Annotated in this window: 17 protein-coding genes; 8 read left to right on the top strand and 9 right to left on the bottom strand. The window is 41.5% G+C overall.

The window, feature by feature from the left end; translation table 11 throughout:
* Positions 1 to 70: 70 nt before the first annotated feature.
* Entirely contained in the window at positions 71 to 2,572 is a 2,502-nt protein-coding gene (locus NH454_RS03715) for an EAL domain-containing protein (protein ID WP_253038248.1), read from the top strand.
* Positions 2,573 to 2,619: 47 nt separating this feature from the next.
* Entirely contained in the window at positions 2,620 to 3,429 is an 810-nt protein-coding gene (locus NH454_RS03710; RefSeq protein WP_135926110.1) for a DUF2797 domain-containing protein, read from the top strand.
* On the opposite strand, the gene NH454_RS03705 is transcribed toward NH454_RS03710, so the two are convergent.
* Positions 3,426 to 5,930, bottom strand: coding sequence for an EAL domain-containing protein (locus tag NH454_RS03705; RefSeq protein WP_135926111.1), 2,505 nt, complete (start codon positions 5,928 to 5,930; stop codon positions 3,426 to 3,428). The genes NH454_RS03710 and NH454_RS03705 overlap by 4 nt on opposite strands.
* Before the next feature lie 78 nt (positions 5,931 to 6,008).
* Here NH454_RS03705 and NH454_RS03700 point away from each other — a divergent pair, with 78 nt between their 5' ends.
* On the top strand, positions 6,009 to 6,302 hold the full coding sequence (locus NH454_RS03700) for a DUF4144 domain-containing protein (RefSeq protein ID WP_253038245.1): 294 nt from the start codon (positions 6,009 to 6,011) through the stop codon (positions 6,300 to 6,302).
* Here NH454_RS03700 and NH454_RS03695 read toward each other — a convergent pair.
* The 6 genes from NH454_RS03695 to NH454_RS03670 all read right to left on the bottom strand — a co-directional run bounded on the left by NH454_RS03695 (position 6,299) and on the right by NH454_RS03670 (position 11,238).
* The gene (locus NH454_RS03695; RefSeq protein WP_253038243.1) at positions 6,299 to 7,219 is read right to left on the bottom strand and encodes a histone deacetylase family protein; all 921 of its coding nucleotides are present in this window, start codon (positions 7,217 to 7,219) and stop codon (positions 6,299 to 6,301) included. The two genes, NH454_RS03700 and NH454_RS03695, sit on opposite strands and share 4 nt — an antisense overlap.
* Positions 7,220 to 7,287: 68 nt before the next feature.
* Positions 7,288 to 8,835, bottom strand: a complete 1,548-nt coding sequence (locus NH454_RS03690; RefSeq protein WP_199527367.1) for a serine hydrolase — start codon at positions 8,833 to 8,835, stop codon at positions 7,288 to 7,290.
* On the bottom strand, positions 8,832 to 9,347 hold the full coding sequence (locus tag NH454_RS03685) for a gamma-glutamylcyclotransferase family protein (protein WP_253038241.1): 516 nt from the start codon (positions 9,345 to 9,347) through the stop codon (positions 8,832 to 8,834). The genes NH454_RS03690 and NH454_RS03685 overlap by 4 nt, the downstream gene beginning before the upstream one ends.
* A gap of 7 nt (positions 9,348 to 9,354) precedes the next feature.
* Positions 9,355 to 9,975, bottom strand: a complete 621-nt coding sequence (locus NH454_RS03680; RefSeq protein WP_138557008.1) for a LysE family transporter — start codon at positions 9,973 to 9,975, stop codon at positions 9,355 to 9,357.
* 6 nt (positions 9,976 to 9,981) lie between these two features.
* On the bottom strand, positions 9,982 to 10,764 hold the full coding sequence (locus tag NH454_RS03675; RefSeq protein ID WP_253038239.1) for a hypothetical protein: 783 nt from the start codon (positions 10,762 to 10,764) through the stop codon (positions 9,982 to 9,984).
* A 3-nt stretch (positions 10,765 to 10,767) separates the two neighbouring features.
* A complete protein-coding gene (locus NH454_RS03670) occupies positions 10,768 to 11,238 on the bottom strand; it encodes a CreA family protein (RefSeq protein WP_135926118.1) in 471 nt (156 codons plus the stop codon).
* 103 nt (positions 11,239 to 11,341) lie between these two features.
* Between NH454_RS03670 and NH454_RS03665 the strand changes: the two genes are divergently transcribed.
* Both NH454_RS03665 and NH454_RS03660 read left to right on the top strand, forming a co-directional pair.
* Positions 11,342 to 11,929, top strand: a complete 588-nt coding sequence (locus NH454_RS03665; protein WP_135926119.1) for an outer membrane beta-barrel protein — start codon at positions 11,342 to 11,344, stop codon at positions 11,927 to 11,929.
* Positions 11,930 to 11,939: 10 nt separating this feature from the next.
* On the top strand, positions 11,940 to 12,269 hold the full coding sequence (locus NH454_RS03660) for a 5-carboxymethyl-2-hydroxymuconate Delta-isomerase (RefSeq protein WP_054560998.1): 330 nt from the start codon (positions 11,940 to 11,942) through the stop codon (positions 12,267 to 12,269).
* On the opposite strand, the gene NH454_RS03655 is transcribed toward NH454_RS03660, so the two are convergent.
* Positions 12,270 to 14,399 carry a winged helix-turn-helix domain-containing protein gene (locus NH454_RS03655; protein ID WP_168246749.1) on the bottom strand — a complete coding sequence of 710 codons (2,130 nt, stop codon included), beginning with the start codon at positions 14,397 to 14,399 and terminating at the stop codon, positions 12,270 to 12,272.
* A 330-nt stretch (positions 14,400 to 14,729) separates the two neighbouring features.
* Here NH454_RS03655 and NH454_RS03650 point away from each other — a divergent pair, with 330 nt between their 5' ends.
* Positions 14,730 to 17,750 carry a TonB-dependent receptor gene (locus NH454_RS03650; protein WP_253038237.1) on the top strand — a complete coding sequence of 1,007 codons (3,021 nt, stop codon included), beginning with the start codon at positions 14,730 to 14,732 and terminating at the stop codon, positions 17,748 to 17,750.
* 60 nt (positions 17,751 to 17,810) lie between these two features.
* Here the strand turns inward: NH454_RS03650 and zapE are convergent, their stop codons facing one another.
* The gene (zapE, locus tag NH454_RS03645) at positions 17,811 to 18,923 is read right to left on the bottom strand and encodes a cell division protein ZapE (RefSeq protein WP_253038235.1); all 1,113 of its coding nucleotides are present in this window, start codon (positions 18,921 to 18,923) and stop codon (positions 17,811 to 17,813) included.
* 58 nt (positions 18,924 to 18,981) lie between these two features.
* Between zapE and rsuA the strand changes: the two genes are divergently transcribed.
* Together rsuA and NH454_RS03635 are read left to right on the top strand one after the other, a co-directional pair.
* Positions 18,982 to 19,680, top strand: coding sequence for a 16S rRNA pseudouridine(516) synthase RsuA (gene rsuA / locus NH454_RS03640; protein WP_235383326.1), 699 nt, complete (start codon positions 18,982 to 18,984; stop codon positions 19,678 to 19,680).
* Between the two features lie 154 nt (positions 19,681 to 19,834).
* Positions 19,835 to 21,409 (top strand): methyl-accepting chemotaxis protein, encoded by a 1,575-nt coding sequence (locus NH454_RS03635; RefSeq protein WP_253038349.1) that lies wholly within the window; start codon positions 19,835 to 19,837, stop codon positions 21,407 to 21,409.
* The last annotated feature ends 5 nt before the right edge of the window (positions 21,410 to 21,414 follow it).

The raw sequence follows: 21,414 nt of genomic DNA, 5'->3' as shown, positions 1-21,414 counted from the left end.
AAAGCGCAGTTTATCTGCGCTTTTTTAATGCTACACTATTAAGAATAATTAACTAGATAAAGAACGCGTTTTGAATAATAAAGCATTGAAATATAATTTTGTTTCTTTTTTTATTCTTGCTACTTTGTTTTTTATCATCGCCAATTTGTGCGCGCATCTGGCCAGTCCAACTCGCTATACAATTGATAAGACAGCGCCAGTGTATTCTCAAATGGCTTATCGTATTGACCAAAGCAAATCTCTCACCCTTAACCAATTTCTTGCAGAGCCAGAACAACTTATAAAAAAGCCATTCTCGCAAATTGAGTGGTATTTAGGCGCTCAAGATTACTGGTTAAAACTTGACTTAGAAAACCGTCAAACGAAGCCGATTGATCTCATTATTCACTTTGATAACCCTATGGTTGATTACCTCACTGTTTACCGTGTAAACACACAACAACAGCTTATTAAAAAAACAGTGTTAGGCGATAAAGTACCTGATCTAAGCCTATTTAAATACAGTACCCCACATACGTCTTTCACTCTTAATGGTAATGAGCAAACATCCATCATCATTAAAGTTGATACCGTGGGGATCAGTAAAACGCCTATTAACATCTATGGTAAAAATGAATTTCAAGATTTAGTTCGCGCACAAGTGGGTGTATGGGGAATTTTTATTGGTGTGCTGATCATGGCTGCGCTCTATAACCTAGTGTTATTTTTTGGCATACGAGATCGTGTATACCTAATTTACATTGGCTATATTATTTCGGTGCTGTTATTAATGGGCTCAGTGCTCGGCTTTGGCTTTTATCTCTGGCCATTATCGTGGCAGTTATTTTTAAATAAACAGGTGGTATTTAGTAACTACGCTATTGCCTTTTTTACCGTTGCTTTTTGCACCATGTTTTTACGCTACCACAAAGACAATTGCCGCTTATATAAACTTAGTCTCAGCTTTTTAGCCCTACTGTTCAGCTTAAGCTTAATTAGCTTTTTTATGCTCGAATACCACTCATCAAAAATTTTCTTTGCCATTATGGTGCCGCTGTACATTTTATGTATTTGCATGATTTATAAAAAATTAGTGAGTGGCTTTCGGTGGGCAAAATTTTATGTGATGTCATGGGTCCCTCTGATTGTTGGCGCAGCAATTCAACCGTTAGAACTTACCGGCTTTATCCCTTATAGCTTTACCGTTAGGCATATATTTTTAGTCGCTATTTTATGCGAGATTGTATTAATGGCTATGGCTCTAGCAGATAGAGTGCGCTATCAAAGAGAGAAAGCTCTCTATCACGCAACTCATACTCAACAAACACAACTTCTAAATCAGGCCATGCTCAAACAAGCTTATATGGTTCTGAGAAAACAACAAAGATCAGCTAATCTGTGCCTTATAAAGATAGAGCAATTCACTGCACTGATGAATATTCTAAATTCAACACAAAGCAGTCATATCATCATCACAGTTGCTGATTCACTAGAACGTCAAGTAAGTAAACATAGGCAATTCATTAACCTTGAATCAGCCCTCGATAACAGCCCTAAAATAGCAGATTTAGGAAACGGAATACTGGCATTTATCTCTACAAAGATTCAGCCACCAGAGGAGCTCTATGCAGAGCTTAACGACTTATTGAAACAGTTGCCAAAACAATACAGCATTTTGGGTCTTGATCTACAACTTAACTATCGCTGCAGTGTCGCAGAACCGATTGCTGACGACGGATTTGATGCCTGGTTACAGCGTGGTTACTTAAGCTTGTCTCAACGACCTCAATATAATATTGAACATGCAAAACCTCATGTAGATATGAATCTAAGTTTAGCTGCTGCACTGCAACACGCTATTCGAAACAATAATTTAGCTATCTACCTGCAACCAATTATCAACTTAAATACAGGCAAAGTGGCAGGCGCAGAAGCTTTATTACGCTGGCCTTGCGCCGATAAAGAGATCCATATTGAGCAGCTGATCCTATTAGCTGAGCGTATAGGGCTAATAAACGAGCTTACCTTATGGGTAATTGATCAAGCCTGTCAAAGTGTTGCAAGCCTTAATCAGCATGGTTATCGTGACCATACAATCAGTGTTAATTTAAGTGCCAAAAATCTCACCATTCCAAAGCTTATTGAAAAAGTTGAAAATACCATCATGAAGCATGGCATTATGGCCAGCCAATTAAAGTTTGAGCTTACCGAGTTCGCGCTAATTAAAAACCATAATGAAATGGTATCTTTCATTAATGAGCTCAATAAACTAGGTAGCCAAGTGGTTTTAGATGACTTTGGTACAGGTTACTCATCGCTCAATTATCTGGTTAATTATTCATTTAGCACTATCAAGGTAGATAAATCATTTACCCTTGATTTAACAACTAACGACAACAACCAAGTTATCGTGAAAACAGCCATTGATATGGCCCATAACCTCGATATGAATATCACTATTGAAGGCATAGAAGATCAAGAAACAGAACAGATGCTTATAAAAATGGGCGCAGATCAAGGCCAAGGCTATTATTACAGCAAAGCGATACCATTAAGTGAGTATCTAACGTTTATTGCCACACAATTTAAATAGACCATGTTACACTTGCCTCTTTTAACATCTTTAGGGGCCAAGTGAAGATGCAAGGTACGCTCAGAAAATTAAAGTCGACCCTCACCTCTCCAGTCGAATATCAATTACCTATTGGTGATGAGCTAGTTTCATTAAATGACTATATTGGTAAGCCACTAACACTTACTTTTACGGGCAATATTTTTTGTTGTAACTGTGGGAAAAAAACCAAAAAGAGTTACTCACAAGGACACTGCTTTGTATGTATGCGCAAATTAGCTAGCTGTGATATGTGTATTATGAAGCCTGAAACCTGCCACTTCGATAAAGGTACCTGCCGCGAGCCACAATGGGGCGAAGAAAACTGTATGATCCCACACTATGTATACTTAGCGAATACATCAGGGTTAAAGGTAGGGATTACTCGCCATACACAAATTCCAACGCGTTGGATTGACCAAGGTGCAACACAAGCACTGCCTATTTTTAAAGTACAAACTCGCTTGCAATCAGGATTAGTTGAAGTTGCACTAGCCAAGTTTATTGCTGATAAAACGAATTGGCGAAACATGCTAAAAGGCCCATCAGAAGCAATTGATTTGAAAGCCGCTGCCAAAGAGCTTATCCCACAAATTGATGAAAAACTCAGTGAACTCGCTGAGCTATTTGGGGCCACAGCCATTGAAAAACTAGATGAAGATGTTGTTGAGCTAGAGTATCCCGTGAGTGAATACCCTAGCAAAATCAGCTCTTTCAATTTTGATAAAGCGCCAGAAGTATCGGGCATTTTAAAAGGTATTAAAGGCCAGTACTTAATTTTTGATACTGGCGTCATTAATATTCGTAAGTTTACTTCTTACGAAATTAGCCTAGCTTAGGCACTTTTTTCGGTATTGAGGTAAAAGGCATACCATTGCTGCTTCGTAATTGGGCGGCAATAGTAATAACCTTGAATAGTATCGCAGTTAAGTGAACGTAAGTAATTTAACTGCTCTATTTTCTCAACCCCTTCTGCAACCACATGCATATTAAGGCTTTTAGCTAATGTGACGATTGCCGTTACAATTTCACTATTGCCGTATTCATCAGGCACTTTAGCGATAAAACTGGCATCAATTTTTAGTGTGTCGATTGGCAATTTAGTCAAATAGCTAAGCGCAGAGTAACCCGTACCAAAGTCATCAAGAGTTATATGCACACCGAGTTTTTTCAGTGCCATGAGTTCTTGTTTCGCTTCACTAAAGTGACTAATAAAACAGCTTTCGGTGAGCTCTATCTCTAACTGGTAGGGGTTAACCTCATAGTGCTCAAGTAACCGCTCTACATTCGACGCAAGTTGCCCCTGACGTAAATGATTCGCCGAAATATTAATGGCTAAGCGCCCTGCTTCAATGCCTTGTTGCTGCCAATTAACTAACTCTTTGCAAGCCTCTTCTATCACCCACAAGTCTAGCTTTACAATAAGGCCTAACTCTTCAGCCAAGGGAATAAACTTTGCTGGAGAAATCACCCCTAAACTTGGTTCGTGCCAACGAAGGAGTGCTTCTACACCTAAAATTTTCCCTGAAGTTAACTGCTGCTTAGGTTGGAAATACAGCTCAAACTCATCACTCTCAATTGCATTTTGTAACCGGCTCATCATTGCAAGCCTCTCTAAAGAGCGCGCATTCATCGCAGGTTTGAATAATTGAAATGAATTACGTCCGACTTCTTTAGCACGGTACATCGCAATATCGGCGTGCTTCAGCAAGGTAGCGCTATCTACACCATCATCAGGGTAAACCGCTGCGCCAATCGATGCCGTAATGGCCACAACATGCTCGTTAATAGCCAAAGGCATACTAACTTGTTGAAGTACTTGCTCAGCAAAGTTTAGCAAGTCTTCAATACGATTTACTTCACATAGTAAAACAAACTCATCACCACCTAACCGCGCCAAGGTATCTCCATCCGGAAGGATCGATAAAATTCGCTCAGCAACTTGCTCAAGCAAGTTATCACCAGCATCGTGTCCTAAACTATCATTCACTTCTTTAAAGCGATCTAAGTCAATAAACATCACCGCCAGTAGGTCATGATTTCGTTTTGCAGCACTCAATGCAATTGATAACCTATCATGAAACAAACGCCGATTAGGCAGACCAGTCAGCTCATCGTAATAGGCAAGTTGGGCAATCTTTTCTTCGGCACGTTTGCGCTCTGTAATATCACTAAAAATAGCGGCATAGAGCACTTCGTCAAAATTGGGATCTTTGATCTGAATGATCGTTAGCCACTCAACATACTCTTCGCCATCTTTTCTACGATTACAGATCTCTCCTTGCCAAACCCCTTCGTATTCAATGGCGTGCCACATTTTTTGATAAAAGGAACGGCTATGTTTTGCTGAACTTAAAATGTTGGGCCGCTTGCCAATAACTTCATGCTCAGCAAAGCCAGTCAGTTTAGTAAAAGCAGGGTTAACTTGAATAATAGTGCCGTCTTTACGGGTTAACATAATGCCATCGAGTGAGGCATCAATAATTTTATTTGCAAGAAAAAGGTTTCGCTGTGATTTTTGCAAAGCAATATCACGCTGTTCAATTGCTCGCTCAAGCTCGCAGCAATAAGCCGACTCAATCTCTGTTATTAAATCAGCAAATGAAATCACTCCACAAATAGCGGTGTCTCTGACCACCAAATGACGCACATTGCGTTCTGTCATGACTCGATAAGCATCAAAAAGACTACTTTTATTATCAATTTCAATAAGTGGATAACTCGCGTATTCCCAGCACGGGTTTAACCACTCAGTTTGTAAAATTAACTCAACAATGTCACGCTGGGTAATGATGCCATAAATTTCAAGTGATTGATTATAAACCAATACACTTTCAAGGTGTTTCATGCGCATCAGTTCAACCACTTTCTCAATAGGCGTATCGGCATCAACCACTTCTAATTCTGTACAATACTGTTCATGAATGGGCCTAAACTGCAGATAGTGGTCTAAACCTTGGTTGTGAACGATATCAGAAAGGTTCAACATCCCTAAAGGCTGGCTATTATCGTCAATTACCAATAAATGACGAATACCGTGTTGTTGAAAACGTAATGTTGCATCACTTACTGGATACTGACTTGGCACTGAGATAACCGGTGCCGACATCACTTCGTGAATTGCAAGATTCTTGTAAGTGGGATTAGTTATATCTACCTTTAAGCAATCAGCTTCAGTCCAGATACCAACAATCGACTTTTCATGTTTAATAAAAATGGCGGTTACACCATGCACATGCATCAACCTTACGGCATCAACCAAAGGCGTATGCGCAGGACATGAAACGAGCTTTTGCGAAAACACATCGCACACCTTTTGATGTCGTCTTGGTTGATTCATAGGTAAATAATCCTAGTTCTTGCATGGACTGACAATTATAATCATTTCATCCTTGGCAACTTTGACGCAGGACAATAAATGCACACATCTTTTCCTAAAATAATTTTTTCATCTAATGAATTAGCATTAGTTGAAGATGAAGCCGATATAGAAAGCTTTATTTATGGTTTAAGTGAAGAGCAGCAACAAGAAGCGAGGATACTTTTAGCAACAGGGCACTATGTCAACTTGCAGGGAGAAAGCGTTAAAGCGTTAACTGACGTGGAGCTTGCTAATAAAGTGACTGAGCATCTAGCACAAGAAGGTGTGTGCTGTTTAAGTAAAATAACTAGGCTTACTGCAACGCAAGCCTTTGCGATGCTGGCAGATTAAGGTGCATCCACCAGCGCTTTAATATGCGCCACGGCACTTCGACCAAGGGCTGATAAGGCATAGCCCCCCTCTAAAAACGAGACAATCCCCTTGCATTCTTGCTGCTGACAAAACTCAGCAAGTTGCGTAGTTAGCCATGCGTAATCGTCTTCAACAAATTTGAGGCTTGCCATGTCATCTTCTAAGTGAGCATCAAAACCGGCGCTAATAAACAACAGTTCAGGTTTAAAATCATTGAGTTTTGGTAGCCACTGCTCAAGGTAAACAGCTTTAAGATCATTACCATCACTGGCTATCGGCAGCGGCGAATTAACTAAAGTCGCATTATTTTCTACGGCAGTATTAGGATAAAACGGATGTTGAAACAAAGAGCAAAACAACACATTGTCGTCATCTAAAAAGATATCTTGGGTGCCATTACCGTGGTGTACATCAAAATCCAAAATAGCAATGCGCTTAACGCCTTTGCTTTGCGCGTATTTCACCGCAATGGCTAGATTATTAAAAACGCAAAACCCTGCAGAGGTGCTGCGGTTTGCATGATGGCCTGGCGGTCTAACGGAGCAAAAAGCCGCGTCGAGATTATCAGCAAGAATTTCATCAACCGCTAATAATCCAGCGCCTACAGCGCGTTCAATTGCTTTCATTGAATCTGGGCATAACCAAGTATCGCCGTCTAATTCAGCGAGCCCTTCATCAGGAATAGTCTGCTCGACGTGGTTAACGAGAGATTCGTCATGAGCACGTAAAAAATCGTCTCGGGCAGCTTTAGGAGCTTGTAAGTGAGTAATTGCAACATCAACACCACTGGCGAGTAAACGGTCTGTGATCACATCTAAGCGTGCTGGACATTCAGGGTGATCGTCAATCATTTTATGCTTACGGCAAAATGGATGAGTTATTACAGCCGTTCTCATAATACACTCCTTGGATTATTTTCCCCCAGTATAACAAAGCCACCTGATGGTGGCTTTGCGACTTTTGTTTACTTTTTAGCGTGTAAATCTAGATTTCTAAAATCAAAACTAAAGTCAGTTACTTCAGTAGAGACAGCCCGCATTTTCGCACTACTCACACGGTTATCTGGGCTCATTTGAAACTCAATAAAGGCATCGGCCTCAAGTAACTTTTCATCCCACTTAACAATAAAGGTATTGCCGGTGTAATGCTCAAGCTGGCCTTTCAAACGCTTTGTATGAGTAAAATCAATACGTAACTGACCATTTAATTCTTCAATGACCACATCACCGTACCAGTTGTCATGTAGTGTGCCTGTGTAGTTGATGTTTGGCAGTTTTGGTTGATAATCTGCTGGCGTTTCTGGTTTTGCATTTGCGTACGCTTTTTCTTTGTTTTCGAAATGCTTTTTAGCCAACTCTTCGACCCAATCTTTGTCTTCAAGATCTAACGCATCTTCAAGCACTTCATAGGTCACCGCAGATAGCGCACTAAATGCTTGCTGGTTACTTAGAATAACAATACCAAGGTTTTTCTCTGGTAGTAGCGTCACTTGAGACACCATGCCTAAGATGCCGCCACCGTGACCCAGTTTTTTAATACCGTGAAAGTCTTCAATGCTCCAGCCTAAACCATAACCTCTAAATTGTTGATGATAAGCTTCGTAAGCGCTTTTTGATGCCAGTGAGGTAATGTGCGGGTGCCACATTTGTTGTTGCTGCTTTTCAGTGAATAACTGCTGACCATTTGGCATTTTACCATGCGCAAGCTGCGTGCGTAGCCATTGGCTCATATCGCTCACACTAGAAGCGATTGCACCTGCACCACGGAAATCTTCAAGGTAGTTCACAAAAAATGGATGTAATTGACCATCCATTGGAATATGGCCCGTCGCCCAGTTTTTATTACTACTAGGAATGCGTGAAAACCCTGCACGTGAGTTTTTCATATCGAGTGGCTCGAGAATATTTTTCTCAATGTAATCATTCCAGCTCATACCAGATACACGCGCAACCACTTCACCTGCGGTTACAAACATTAAGTTGTTATAGGCATATTTACTACGAAAACTACTCGCCGGTTTTAAATACTTAAGGCCCGCAATAATTTCATCAATTGATTTGTCAGTATCAGGCCAAATCATTAAATCGCCTTGCCCTAAACCTAAGCCGCTGCGATGGCTTAATAAATCGCGAATGGTCATTTCACGGGTTACATAAGGGTCATATAAACGAAACTCAGGTAAGTGATCGATTACTTTGTCATCCCAACTGAGCTTACCTTCATCAATCAATTTAGCTAACGCTGCGGCAGTAAATGCTTTGGTGTTTGACGCGATACCAAATAAAGTGTCTTTATTCACTTTTTTACCAGTATCAAGGTTTGCGATACCAAAGCCTTTTGCTAACACGACTTTATCATTTTCAACAATCGCCACTGCCATACCCGGCACATCAAAACGCGCCATTGAGGTTTCGATAACGTCTTCTATTTTTTTAGTATCAATGTCGGCATAACTGTAAAATGAACAGCTTGATAACAATGCCGCTGCAACGGCTAATTTACGGAATATCATAATGTCCCTTGGTGATTTTTATTGTTGTGAATAGCGAATTCTCTCGCTGCCCGGGTTTTATCTGGATCATCGCAACTTTGTCTTGCGAGTATTGCTTCACTGTAATGATTTGGTACGCCCGCTTCAAGCGCTCCGCGATGAACGTGCTGAAGATACCAGTCGAATGGTAAAAGTGAGTCATCAATGGTATTGGCAATGTAGCAATGAGCTGATACACGCTCGCCATCAATAAGCTCAACGGTGATATCTACACAGTCATAACGCGGGCCTTCAATTTCATCAAGAATCGACTTTTCCATCTCATTGAGCTGATATACCACGCCATACACCAAGGCATCAGTATTATCTGTTTCGCGAATACTACACTTTGCAGAGCCGTCGGTACTGACCATATCAAACGTAAGCTCATAGCCTTTTAAAATAGCTGTGCCAATACGCTTTGCTTCTGGAAGCCTTGCAAGCAAACGGCTCGAAGACATATTTGACCCAAATGAAAAGTTATAAATAGTCATAGTCACCTCACACAACAACGCGAATAGCTAACGCAATAAGCACAATACCTATGCCTCTATCAAACCAGTACCCGCTTTTTAAGAAAAATGAACGAACCGATGCTTTTGATAGCACCAAAGATAAAAATGAAAACCATAGCCAAGTTGCAATAGCCATATATAAGCCATAACCAGCTTGAACTAAAACGGGTGTCTCAGGGCTAATTACGAGGGTAAATAACGACATAAAAAACAGGGTTGCTTTAGGGTTAAGTGCATTGGTAAAAAACCCGCGTCGAAATGCTTTATACACCGATTCTGGCTCAGCCTGAGCAAGGGGCTGCTGTTTACTATCGCTCGGCTTGGCACTGCGTAAAGCTTGCACGCCTAAGTAAGCCAGATAAGCCCCCGCTACGTATTTTAAAGCCATAAATAAGCTAGGCGACTGCGATAAAATTAACGCTACACCTAATACACAATAAGCAATATGCAACAAAATAGCTGCGCCAACACCAGCGCTAGTCCAAAGTGCATTTTTACGTCCTTGCTGAATACTTTGCTTAAGCACTATCGCAAAGTCAGGTCCAGGACTGGCTACCGCAAAAAAATGGGCAATGGCAATCAATAAAAACTCATCTAGATACTGCACAACTACTTACCCTATCGCTTTTTGATCTAATGCCAATAACATAGGATTAGCACTGTCATGCATGAGAGCTTTAATTTGTTTTTGCGCTTTTTTATATTGGCTGCGAAGATGTGGCTTTAAAAACGTCTTCGACTGACTGCCCCCTTTAAAGTGTGTAACCAGCGCATGCATAAACAGCGTTTGTGGCTCAGTCAGCGCCGCTTGACGATTAGCATATGGGTTATAACCGCAGCCACAACCTCCTTTAAATTGATACACCGTATTGCTCATCATCACCCCAAAGCCTAAATAGCATGCCAACGCATCACTTGCCTGCGGTAAATACTCTTTACCGCCGGGTGGTAACACACCCACATGGTGAATCAAAATCGTCGCTAATGTCCCTGCAAAACTAGCGACTAAATCTTGTGGCTGATTTATTTGGTTCGGGTTATATGAAATATTCACGTGATGATTTGCAGGAACGATCAACTGTACATTTTCGCCGCGTATTGCGTCTAAAAATTCGAAGTGTGGAAACACCTGAGGTGTCAGCCCAGAAGGTGCAACCAAGTTAATTGGCCACGCCTGCATACCCGCATAATCAACCACCCGACTAAATACCTTTTCAGCCATTTCGGCTACACTTGATACCCTATCAGGAAAGAACTGCCCATTAGGTAAAATGATTTTCGTATGCTTTAAAAAATAATCACTATCAAAGTGCTCAACAGCCCACAAAAAGGTATCAATTAGCCACTGCTGCTCTTGCTCATCAATAAGGGGACTTGATTTAAATAACGCTAACATAAATTACTCTTGTGATTGTGCCCATTGCCATGCATCAGTGTTATACAAAGGCACTGTTGATAAAGCGTGATGATGACTGCCACTTGATTCTTTTGTTGAATACGACAAATATAAAAGTGTACGTGTTGGCGCATCATAAATACGGCGCACTTTTAACGACTTAAATAAAATACTTTTTGATGATTTAAAAACCACCTCACCCGATTTACTACGATCTATTTTTTGTAATTGTTCCGCTGTAATAGGCCCTGTTTGACGACAGGCAATAGACATATCAGAAGGATCAGCAAAGTCTAGGTTGGCTTCAATGTGGCTGATGTGACAGGTTACACCGCTAATAATTGGGTCTTGTTGTGATACTACTTTAATGTCTTTTGTAGTAAATAACCCTAAGCTTACCGAAGCAGCATCATCCGAGCAGCCACTCAACAAAATAAGTGACGCAGTAAGTCCAGCTAATTTTAGTAACTTCATCCTAGTGTTCCTTATTAAAAAGCGATAGTTGTCCGTTTACAACGATTTGCTTGCTATGTTTCAATACTATCTCAAAATATCTTCAACAACGAGCACCTAAACAATGAAAAAATCGCTTGGTTTACTGTGTTTCATGTTCTTAAGTAGTACAGCTCAAGCTGGCTACTCAATTAGCGCCGGTTTCGGCAAAAACTTTACTAACTCGGTGCAAACCGAAGAAAATCTAAAGATTGAGCTTGAGGATGACAGCCATTTTACTGTCAGCTTCGATAGAACCATTGATAATGCTCGCTATGGCTTCTTCTATTCGGCAACCGAGCTTGATATGAAAGACCAAACCAACAAGCAAGTCGAGATGCAATACCTGCTATTTCAAAGTGCCATAGAAGTGCCACTGGCTAATCGTGTGGTTAGCTTTGTTGGCGCCCAAATTGGCGCAAACCACGTCAGCACTGACTTTGCCGACTCAGATACGTATTTTACCTCGGGCCTTTATGCAGGCGTCGATTATTTATTTACTGAACAAGCACGGGTTTATGTTGAAACTCGCTGGCTGGCAACTATTGTAAATAATGCAAGTAACGTATCGTGCACTTTACCAACATCAGAAGACAATCAATGTCTATGGCACTTTGATGGTGATGTGTTAAACCAATTTCAGACAAACATCGGTTTTAGTTACCGCTTTTAAGGAAGACCCCATGCCGCACATTGTTATAGAACACTCAGAAGATTTGCCAATTCTGCCACAAGTGTTAGTTGAAAAAGTTCACCAAGCCGTTTTTGACTCTGGCTTATTTGAGCTTTCGACCATAAAGACTCGTGCAATTGCTTATCAGCATTACGAATTAGGTGAAGGCAAAGATGGCTTTATTCACATCGGCGCATCAATCATGGCAGGAAGAACCATAGAGCAAAAGCAAATGCTCAGTGAGCAATTACTAAGTTGCTTAAGAACATACTGTCGCCGCTCGTATAGCCTAAGCGTTAATATTTACGATATGGATGCTGATATCTACCGAAAGTGTTAATTACTTTGGTAAATAGGCTGCGGGTAAGCGTTTGATTTCTATCTCAGGCGATAAATACGCAGTGTAAACCAGCCAACGCTCATTGGGTATGTAGGTCAGGCCCGATGAGCGACTATAAGCACGCTCTGGTAAAGCAATTAAATCATGATGCTGCTTACTTGCTAAGTCATAGTAGCTAATACGGTAATCACCTAAGCGTTCTTTATAGTAATAAATACGTCCCTCATGATAAGCATTCTTTGCCACTAGCAACCATGCATAGCTGCGCGCTAATTTAATATCATTCACCAGCATTTCTTCTACACCCGTATCATGATGTTTAATCCAAATAGCATGGCGCGAGTTAGTAAATAAAATATCACCTGTTTGTGTTTCAACACCATACTGCGCTGGCACTTCAACTGCTTTACCGAAGCTTTTTGCTGTTAAGTCATAACGGTAAAGATAGTCTCCATCAGAGACTAAAATATGCTGGCTATCAGCACTAAACTTGGGTTTAACAGCATGGCTAAATGGCAGTTTGATTTGTTGGCTTTGCTCTACTTTGAAATCATAAAAATATAAGCGGGTACTGCCATTGTCATACAATGAAAACAAAATATAGCGTCCATCGGCTGACCAAGTTGGGTCACGAATTTCCCCGGTGTTATGTGCAAAGTCAGTAAGCTGCTTTCGCGAGCTGCTATCGGGGTTAACAATCCAAAGCTGTGAACTGCCCGATTCATTCGACACATACAGCAGTTTGTTTTGCTGCTGATTATATTCTGGGAATAGCGAGCTAAAATTGGTCGATAACATAGAAAACGGTGAACTGGCCACTTGTTCGTCTATTTTCAGACGCGTGATCACCTTATCTAAATCCCACTGATGATAATAAACACTGCCATCGCTACTGTAGTTAGGAGAGCTCATGCCAGCGATTTGCGTGTTGATTAGGGTTTGATTATCAATATCGTAGAAGTAGCCATAACGTTTGCCACCCTCAACTGCACTAAACGCCAATTGCGCTTTAGATGGATGCCAATCTACACCATGAATATCAACAAAATCATGAGTTAGGCGTTGGCTTTGCCCTGTTTTTACATCAATTAAAAACAGCGCTTTTTGGTTGTTTTTAACATTACGCGTAACCACAACTCGCTGTGCATCTGGTGAAAACGACACAGACTCATACACAGTTTCGCAGTCATCATTACAAGGAATAAACGTTTCATTTGTTTGTTTTGCCTGTAAATCGAGCAGTTTGATACGAGTGACATAGTCACCTGATTGCGTGGTGTGATCAGCAATATAGACTAAGGTTTTACCATCACTACTAATATCGAGATCAGTCGGATATTTATTACTACACTCCCCTAATACGACACTGGTGGCATTAATCAAAGACAACTTAACAATTTCACAGACATCAGACCCCATGCGGTAATAGTACAAAGTATTTGCATCTGGGCTGAACACAGAGCGCCCTTCTGTATAAGGAGAGTCAGTTAGTTGCTTGGCTGGATGCTCAGGAAAATGTAAATCGCGTAAATATAAGTTATTTGGTTTACCGAGCTGTCGCCATGAATACACCAAATAGTGCTGATCATTAGAAATTGAAGGGTAAATCTCGCGACCTGGGCTTGCAGTAACACTTTCGATGCTATTAAGCGGTAACACAAAGCTTGACTTTATTTGTTCCGAAGGCGAAGAGAACAGCCAATACATTACCACAAGACTAATTACACACATTGCCACAAACAGCTGACGAATTTGCGCAGTAGTGATGCTAATACCCACTGACTTTTCTTTATCAGCTGTATCTATTGGCTCAGGCTTTAACAAAACACGATAGCCCGTTTTACGTAGTGTCTCTATGTAAGTTTGTTCTGGGTCGAGTTCTTTAAATGCTTTTCGTAGATGCCAAATAGCATTTGTTAAGGCTTTTTCACCAACATAAAAGTTACCATCCCAGACATGATTAATGAGCTCTTCGCGTGTGATGGGCTCAGGATACCGTGCGACTAAACACCCTAATAGTTCAACAAACTTAGGCTGTAGTATCTGTTCAGTACCATTACAGTTAAGTTTGTTTTCGAGTGGGTTAATAACACAAGAACCCAGCCGATACGCGCGATTAGATGTTTCCATTAACTCTAAATAAAACCCCATTTTAGAAGTACAGCAGTATAAAGCCCTATCAATTTATCTTAAAAGCGTTTCTTTCACCAGCTTTAACGTTGCAAAACAGTTAACAATGAACATTTCTTAACTCGCTGATTTTAAATGAATAGATATTCAGTAGATATAAAATAGAGACATAAACGAGCCACCTAAGATTGTAGTTAAGTTCACATTTCTATAAATATTTTTACGTCAATACCGACCAGCCAGAGTGTTGCTCACTGTAAATTTTAACTGCCCTTAAAAAGAGCATCACTCTGGTTCTAAAAATTAAAAATAAAACAACTAGGAACACCTGTGAGAAATCTACTAACCAAACCCTGTGCTATTGCACTTGCTGTTGCCAGTGGTTTTAGCCAACATGCATTTGCCAATGAAGCTGAGATTGCCCGCACCGCCAACACCACCCCAACAGCTAATGAACAAACTGAAGAGCCTGAAAAAATTGTTGTAACGGGTTCGCGTATTAAGCGTGATAGCTTTTCAATTCCTACACCGCTGGTCACAATGGACCGTGAAGCCATTGCCGATACCGGTTTAACCAATTTATCAGATATTCTTGTTGATAACATGCCTGCTCTAAGTGAGAGCATAGGTAACACCACCAGCCAATCAAGTGTTTCAGCAACGGGGTTATCTACCGTCGAACTACGAGATTTAGGTGCTAACCGCACTCTAACACTGATTGATGGCCGTCGTGTTGTATCAAATAGCTACAGCGGCAACTATGTTAGTTTAAATACCATTCCAAGCGGCATGGTAGAGCGCGTGGAGATAATCAGTGGCGGTGCATCGGCAACCTATGGTGCTGATGCCGTAGCAGGTGTGGTGAATATTATCACCCAATCAAAAAAAGAAGGCTTTGATTTTAAAGCGAACACAGGTGAAACCACTGATGGCGGCGGTAAAGAATTTACCCTTGATTTAAACTACGGTACCTCGTTTGCTAATGAGCGTGGCTACGCTTATTTCAGTGCCAACTGGGACCGTGATTTTGGTATGACTTTTTACGATCGTAAACGCGCACAAATTGAAGATAGTTACGATTACGATCCAGATCGCATGTGTAATGTAATGCAAACAGCAGATGGCGATCAATGTATGCGTGACATCACACAAGCTGACTGGGTTAGCAAAAGTGATGGTATTCCGGGCGGTGTATTCTTAGAAAACAGCCGCAACGACACGCAGTTTTGGTATGACGGTCAAACTCTACGTGATGACTGGAAAGGCAATGAAGAAATTTACGGTATTAACTCAAATCAATACGTAATGCTTGATGTTCCAAGCGATAACGTGTCTGCGGCAGTTAAAATTGATTATGACTTAACTGACGATGTGATGTTTTACGCACAAGTTCAATACAGCGAAAGTGGCTCGTTTAACAATAAGTCGCCTGAAGATGAATACGAAGGTGCGTATGTACCACGTTACGACCCTACTACTGGCGAGCCCCTTGCAGATGTAGCACCGGGCTATATCCCAATCGACAACCCGTATGTGCCGCAAGAAATCCTCGATGCCAACCCATATAAAGATCGCATTTATTGGGATCGCCGCTTCAGCGAAGTCGGTAATATCAGCACAGATAATACCCGTAAAACGATTCGCAGCTGGGCAGGTCTTCAAGGCACGTTATTTAACGACGAGTGGGACTGGGATCTATCTGCAAGTTATGGTCGTTTTACCCAGCACCAAATTCGCAGCAATGAATTAAATACCGTAAAACTTAATCAAGCTTTGCAAGCTGAACAGTTAGCGGATGGCACCATTCAATGTATTGATGAAGCAGCTCGTGCTGAAGGCTGTGTGCCAATTAACTTATTTGGTGAAGGCTCTATCACCGAAGAGATGGCGGCTTGGATCCGCACTAACCCAATTATTGATACCGAAATAAAGCAATACGGTGTGGTTGGCTACATAACGGGTGATTTATTTGAATTACCAGCAGGCTCAGTATCCGCAGTATTTGGTGGCGAATACCGTAAAGACAGCCAAGACTTATCAACCAGCGACGACATGAAAGCTGGCGGTATTACCTTTAACTATGTACCAAATTTTTATGGTGAAGTTGAAGTCTACGAAGCCTTTGCAGAGCTTGCGATCCCGCTGTTAAAAGATGCTCCTTTAGCAAAAAGCTTAAGCGCAGAAACTTCATTACGTTTAGCTAACTACAGCATGGAAAATGTCAATACTGTTGCCAGCTACAAGCTAGGTGTATTTTGGGAGCCAATCGAGGGCTATGCATTTAGAGCAAACTACGCCCGAGCTCAACGTGCGCCAACGATCACCGAGCTTATGTCACCACCACGTGGCGATTACGACAGCTATGACGATATTTGTGACGGTTTAACAGCAACATCGACTAAACCAGGTCACGATAACTGCCGTAAGGAGCCTACATTAGCTGCACAACTTGCTGCTGATCCTAACTTTGAGTTTAGCGATGAGAACAACAGCTATTCACCGGGTACTGGTAACGAAAACCTAAAAGAAGAAACCGCTGATACCTATACCTTTGGGGTTACAGTGGCTCCAACCTTTTTAGAAAACTTTAATCTTGCCGTTGATTACTATGATATCGCCATTGTTGATGCGATTTCGCAGATCAGTAATGAAAACATCATGCGTGAGTGCTACAACTCAGAAGCAGCATGGGGCGAAGACAACGTATTTTGTAATGACATTACCCGTAACAGCGAAGGTAATATTATTAAAATCTTACAACGTCAATATAACCTCGATGAGCTAACAGCGCGCGGTTATGACGTGGTTGCACAGTACAAATTAGACTTAGATAACCTGGGTCAGTTGTCGTTTAAACTAGATTACAACCATGTAATCGAAAACTCGCAAACTTATGAAGGCCTTGATGGCAGCTTGGTAACCAGTCACTACGCAGGTTATGGCAGCAGCAAAGATAAAGCATCAATGTCAGTTACATGGCGTAACGATAACTTACGTATTCGCTGGCGCACAAATTACTTAGGCTCGTTTAAAGCAAGCCAGAGTCTTGAAGAAGACTATCAAGAGTATATTGCCGAAAACGATGCCCGCTGTGAGGCTGGTGAAGATACTTGTATCAGTAACCCAGAAAAACTTGCCTACCAAGATTATGGCTCGTTCTTAAAGCACAGCCTTTCAGCGTCTTACACCATGTCACTTGGTGAACAGAGCCAACTGCGCGTATTCGGTGGTGTAAATAACGTGTTTGATAATAAAGGTGACTTTTATCCATATGGCCGTGGTAACTACTATAGCGCATACGGCGGTGGTGCTGGTCGCTACGTGTATGTAGGTGCTCAATATAGCTTTTAACCGTTTCATATGAAGATCCCCAGCTAGGCTGATAACAAAGGCGCATTTAAAATGCGCCTTTTATCTTTTCCAGCTTTGCATCTCAACTAGTCGAGACTCGGTACGCGCATACTCAAATGCCAGCTTTTGTCCTTGATATAAATCGCTAATACCCACATCGGCCGAGATCACCAGTAATCGGTTGCGATCATAAAACTCATCAACCAAAGCAATAAAGCGCCGTGCTTCATCATCTAAAAAGTGTTCTTGTAAATCCTGTTTTTCTCGCTGATAACTATCTTCAATGCCATGCACAATTTGTTTTCCCGTTGCTCCACGCCCCATTACTGGCACATTGAGTAAATACACCCGCTGAAAACACTCTGCCAAATAAATATAATCCGCGGTGCTTCTGGGTCCTGAGCAAAGTGTCATAAAATCAAACATAATGGCGTGTTGAGCTTGCATTACACAGCTAAGCTTGCGATGGCAAACCGCTATCGTTGTTTGCCTCTGTATTGCTTGCTCTTGTTTTAAAAAGCGCTCTGTTAGCGCCTCTTTATTATCAATAAAGTAATGTTCGGTTTGTTTACCAAAGCGAAAGCGATGATCTGTATGGCCTTCAACACTTAGAATATGGCAATGATCATTTAATAAATCGATAGTGGGTAAAAAGCGAGCTCGCTGTAAACCATTACGATACAACTGTTCCGGTTGGCAGTTCGACGTTGCCACTAACACGACTTGCTGCGCAAACAAGGCTTTAAATAAGCCACCTAAGATCATGGCATCGCCAATATCAGACACAAAAAACTCATCAAAACAAATCAAGCGAATGTGCTCTGCCCATTCTTTAGCAATCACATTTAGCGGATTTTTTTGCCCTTGCAACTCACTTAAACGCTCATGCACTTGCTTCATAAAATGGTGAAAATGCAAACGGATTTTACCCTCAATGCTAACTCGTTGATAAAATATATCCATTAGCATTGATTTACCGCGACCAACAGGGCCATACAAATACACACCTTTAATCGGCTTTGCTCTTTGCCACCAATGACTTGGCGTAGTTAGCAATTGTGATAACTGATCCAGTGCGGTTATAGCTGCTCTTTGAGCGACATCCTCAGTTAAGTTGCCATTCGCTATCTCTGTTTGGTAGTGCTGTAATATTTGTCCTTGCTGTACTGTCATAGGTAACTAGTATCCGCTATACTCGCCGCCATTGTAGCTGACTAAAAATGTGATCCCAATGAAATTTCCATGCCGTTTAGATAAATTTATTAGCCATATTGCTGAGTTACCGCGCAGTAAGACCAGAGCTGGTATTAAACGCAAATACGCCACTGTTAATGGTGAGGTGATTACCTCATTCGATTTGTCTGTAACACAAGATGATGATATTCGCTGGCAAGGTGAGCCACTAGTATTTTTAGGTAAACGCTACTACATGCTACATAAGCCTGCAGGTTATGTATGCGCTAATAAAGATGACCTTCACCCGACTGTATTTGATTTAATCGATGAGCCAAACATGAGCGACTTTCATGTTGCAGGTCGATTAGATATCGATACCACAGGTTTAGTGCTGATCACTAATGACGGTGACTGGTCGCATAAAATTACCGCACCAAAGCATAACAAATTCAAAACGTATTTAGTTGAAACTCAAGAACCTATTGAAGACGAGGCAATTGCAGCGTTAGAGCAAGGGGTGCAATTGCACAACGAGAAAGAGCTAACTCGCCCTGCTATTGTTGAAAAACTTGCAAGCTACAGCTTACGCCTTTCAATTTGCGAAGGTAAATACCATCAAGTTAAGCGAATGCTTGCTGCTGTAGGTAATAAAGTTGTTGAATTACATCGTGAAAAAATAGCTGACATCACCCTCGACGAAAGCCTTGCAAGCGGTGAATATCGAGCGCTTACAGAAGCCGAACTGAAGCTCTAAATAGGTACTTGAGCAAATATCATGATAACGCTGTCATTTTTACTTAATAAAATAATACAAACGTGGTAGAAGTAATAAGGGGAAATAATAAAGGAGGCTGGCTGTGTTATCAGGATTAGCTTTAAAAACAAAAATCACCTTATTTGCTATCGCTATGTTTATTGCGTTATCTGCGATAGCTTTACTTGGCTTACAATCTTTACGCCATGCCAGCGAAAGCGACAACATCGCGCGTATCAACCAGCTCATGAAGAGCACCACCAATATTGTTGAGCAATTTGAGTTGATGGTTAAAAACAATCAACTCGAAGAAGCACAAGCAAAGAAGCTTGCTATTCAGGTGCTTCGTGAAAATAAATACCACGAATCAGAATATGTTTATGTTGTCGACAACAACTTAGATTTTGTTGCGACTCCTCACGACCCTGAACTGCACGGCACCAGCTTTAACGATTTTAAAGATGCCAGTGGCAACAGCATCGGCCGTATGGTCGAAAACCTCGTGGGTAATACAACCAATAAAATCATCACCTATCACTGGGATTCAGTGCGAGATGGAGAGACCGTTGATTTAACCTCTGTAGTACAAAAAACACCGCTATTTGGCTGGTATGTTGGTACAGGCATTAGCGCCAAGGAAGTTGATGAGCGTTATTGGAATACCGCAAAGTGGTTGCTGGGTTTATCAATGCTCATCACTATTGCACTTACTTTTGCTATTGCTCGCTTTGGCTCATCACTCACCAATGCCTTAGGCGGCGAAATTGACGAAGTAATTGGTATTGTTAAAAACGTTTCTCGCGGCAACTTAAACTCACATATTCGCCAAGATGCCCCACCTGAAAGCATTATTGCTGCTATGCATTACATGCAGCAAGGCTTACGTGGCGTTGTGGACGGTATAAAAGGCGTTACAGATAGCCTAAAGAACCAAAGTGTTGATAACGAATCACGCTCTGTTGAGCTCGATAAACTTACTCGTAGCCTCAACGAAGAAACTCAAATGGTTGCTTCTGCTATCACTGAGTTAACAGCTTCGGCGCAAACAGTTGTTGAACATGCAGAACAAGCGGCCTACTCAGTGCAAGAGGCGGAGCAACAAGGTCAAAGTGCCAGCCACTTAACCAGCGAGGCTGCTGACACTATCGCGCTTTTAGAGCAACAAATTGACAGCGCTGGTAATAATATTCAAGTGCTTGATGATGAAGTAAATAACATCGCAAATGTGCTCAGCGTTATTCAAGGTATTGCTGAGCAAACTAACTTACTTGCGCTTAATGCGGCAATAGAAGCTGCGCGCGCCGGCGAACAAGGGCGAGGCTTTGCTGTGGTTGCCGACGAAGTTCGCGGACTTGCTCAGCGCACACAAACCAGCACAGAAGAAATACGTAATATGATTGGCAAGTTACAAGCAGCAACTCAGGATGCCAAGTCTGCTGTCTCGCTAAGTATTTCAACCAGTGAACAAACAGTGCAAAAATCCACAAAAGCCAATGATGAGCTAAAGCGTGTTGCCAGCTCACTAAGTGCCATAGCACAAATGAGCGACCAAATCGCAATTGCCGCTAAAGAACAACTCGATGCAGGCGAAGACACAGCCAAACGTATCGTTATCATCTCTGATACAGCATCACAAACGGCAGATGTTTCTAATCAAGCGCACACAGCAACTGATCTAATTAAAGGTCTAACAACTGATTTAGAAAAGGAAACTGATAAGTTTAGTTAACGATT

The sequence above is a fragment of the Pseudoalteromonas sp. Ps84H-4 genome, assembly GCF_024124645.1.
Taxonomy (GTDB): Bacteria; Pseudomonadota; Gammaproteobacteria; order Enterobacterales; family Alteromonadaceae; genus Pseudoalteromonas; species Pseudoalteromonas lipolytica_C.
Note: the sequence above shows the minus strand (reverse complement) of the source record. Positions and strands in the feature narration are given on the sequence as shown.

Bases quoted from the DNA above. Each gene is read 5' to 3' on its own strand.
- NH454_RS03710 (WP_135926110.1), top strand. From the start codon at position 2,620: ATGCAAGGTACGCTCAGAAAATTAAAGTCGACCCTCACCTCTCCAGTC.
- NH454_RS03705 (WP_135926111.1), bottom strand. From the start codon at position 5,930: ATGAATCAACCAAGACGACATCAAAAGGTGTGCGATGTGTTTTCGCAA.
- NH454_RS03700 (WP_253038245.1), top strand. From the start codon at position 6,009: ATGCACACATCTTTTCCTAAAATAATTTTTTCATCTAATGAATTAGCA.
- NH454_RS03695 (WP_253038243.1), bottom strand. From the start codon at position 7,219: ATGAGAACGGCTGTAATAACTCATCCATTTTGCCGTAAGCATAAAATG.
- NH454_RS03690 (WP_199527367.1), bottom strand. From the start codon at position 8,835: ATGATATTCCGTAAATTAGCCGTTGCAGCGGCATTGTTATCAAGCTGT.
- NH454_RS03685 (WP_253038241.1), bottom strand. From the start codon at position 9,347: ATGACTATTTATAACTTTTCATTTGGGTCAAATATGTCTTCGAGCCGT.
- NH454_RS03675 (WP_253038239.1), bottom strand. From the start codon at position 10,764: ATGTTAGCGTTATTTAAATCAAGTCCCCTTATTGATGAGCAAGAGCAG.
- NH454_RS03670 (WP_135926118.1), bottom strand. From the start codon at position 11,238: ATGAAGTTACTAAAATTAGCTGGACTTACTGCGTCACTTATTTTGTTG.
- NH454_RS03665 (WP_135926119.1), top strand. From the start codon at position 11,342: ATGAAAAAATCGCTTGGTTTACTGTGTTTCATGTTCTTAAGTAGTACA.
- NH454_RS03660 (WP_054560998.1), top strand. From the start codon at position 11,940: ATGCCGCACATTGTTATAGAACACTCAGAAGATTTGCCAATTCTGCCA.
- NH454_RS03655 (WP_168246749.1), bottom strand. From the start codon at position 14,399: ATGGAAACATCTAATCGCGCGTATCGGCTGGGTTCTTGTGTTATTAAC.
- zapE (WP_253038235.1), bottom strand. From the start codon at position 18,923: ATGACAGTACAGCAAGGACAAATATTACAGCACTACCAAACAGAGATA.
- rsuA (WP_235383326.1), top strand. From the start codon at position 18,982: ATGAAATTTCCATGCCGTTTAGATAAATTTATTAGCCATATTGCTGAG.
- NH454_RS03635 (WP_253038349.1), top strand. From the start codon at position 19,835: ATGTTTATTGCGTTATCTGCGATAGCTTTACTTGGCTTACAATCTTTA.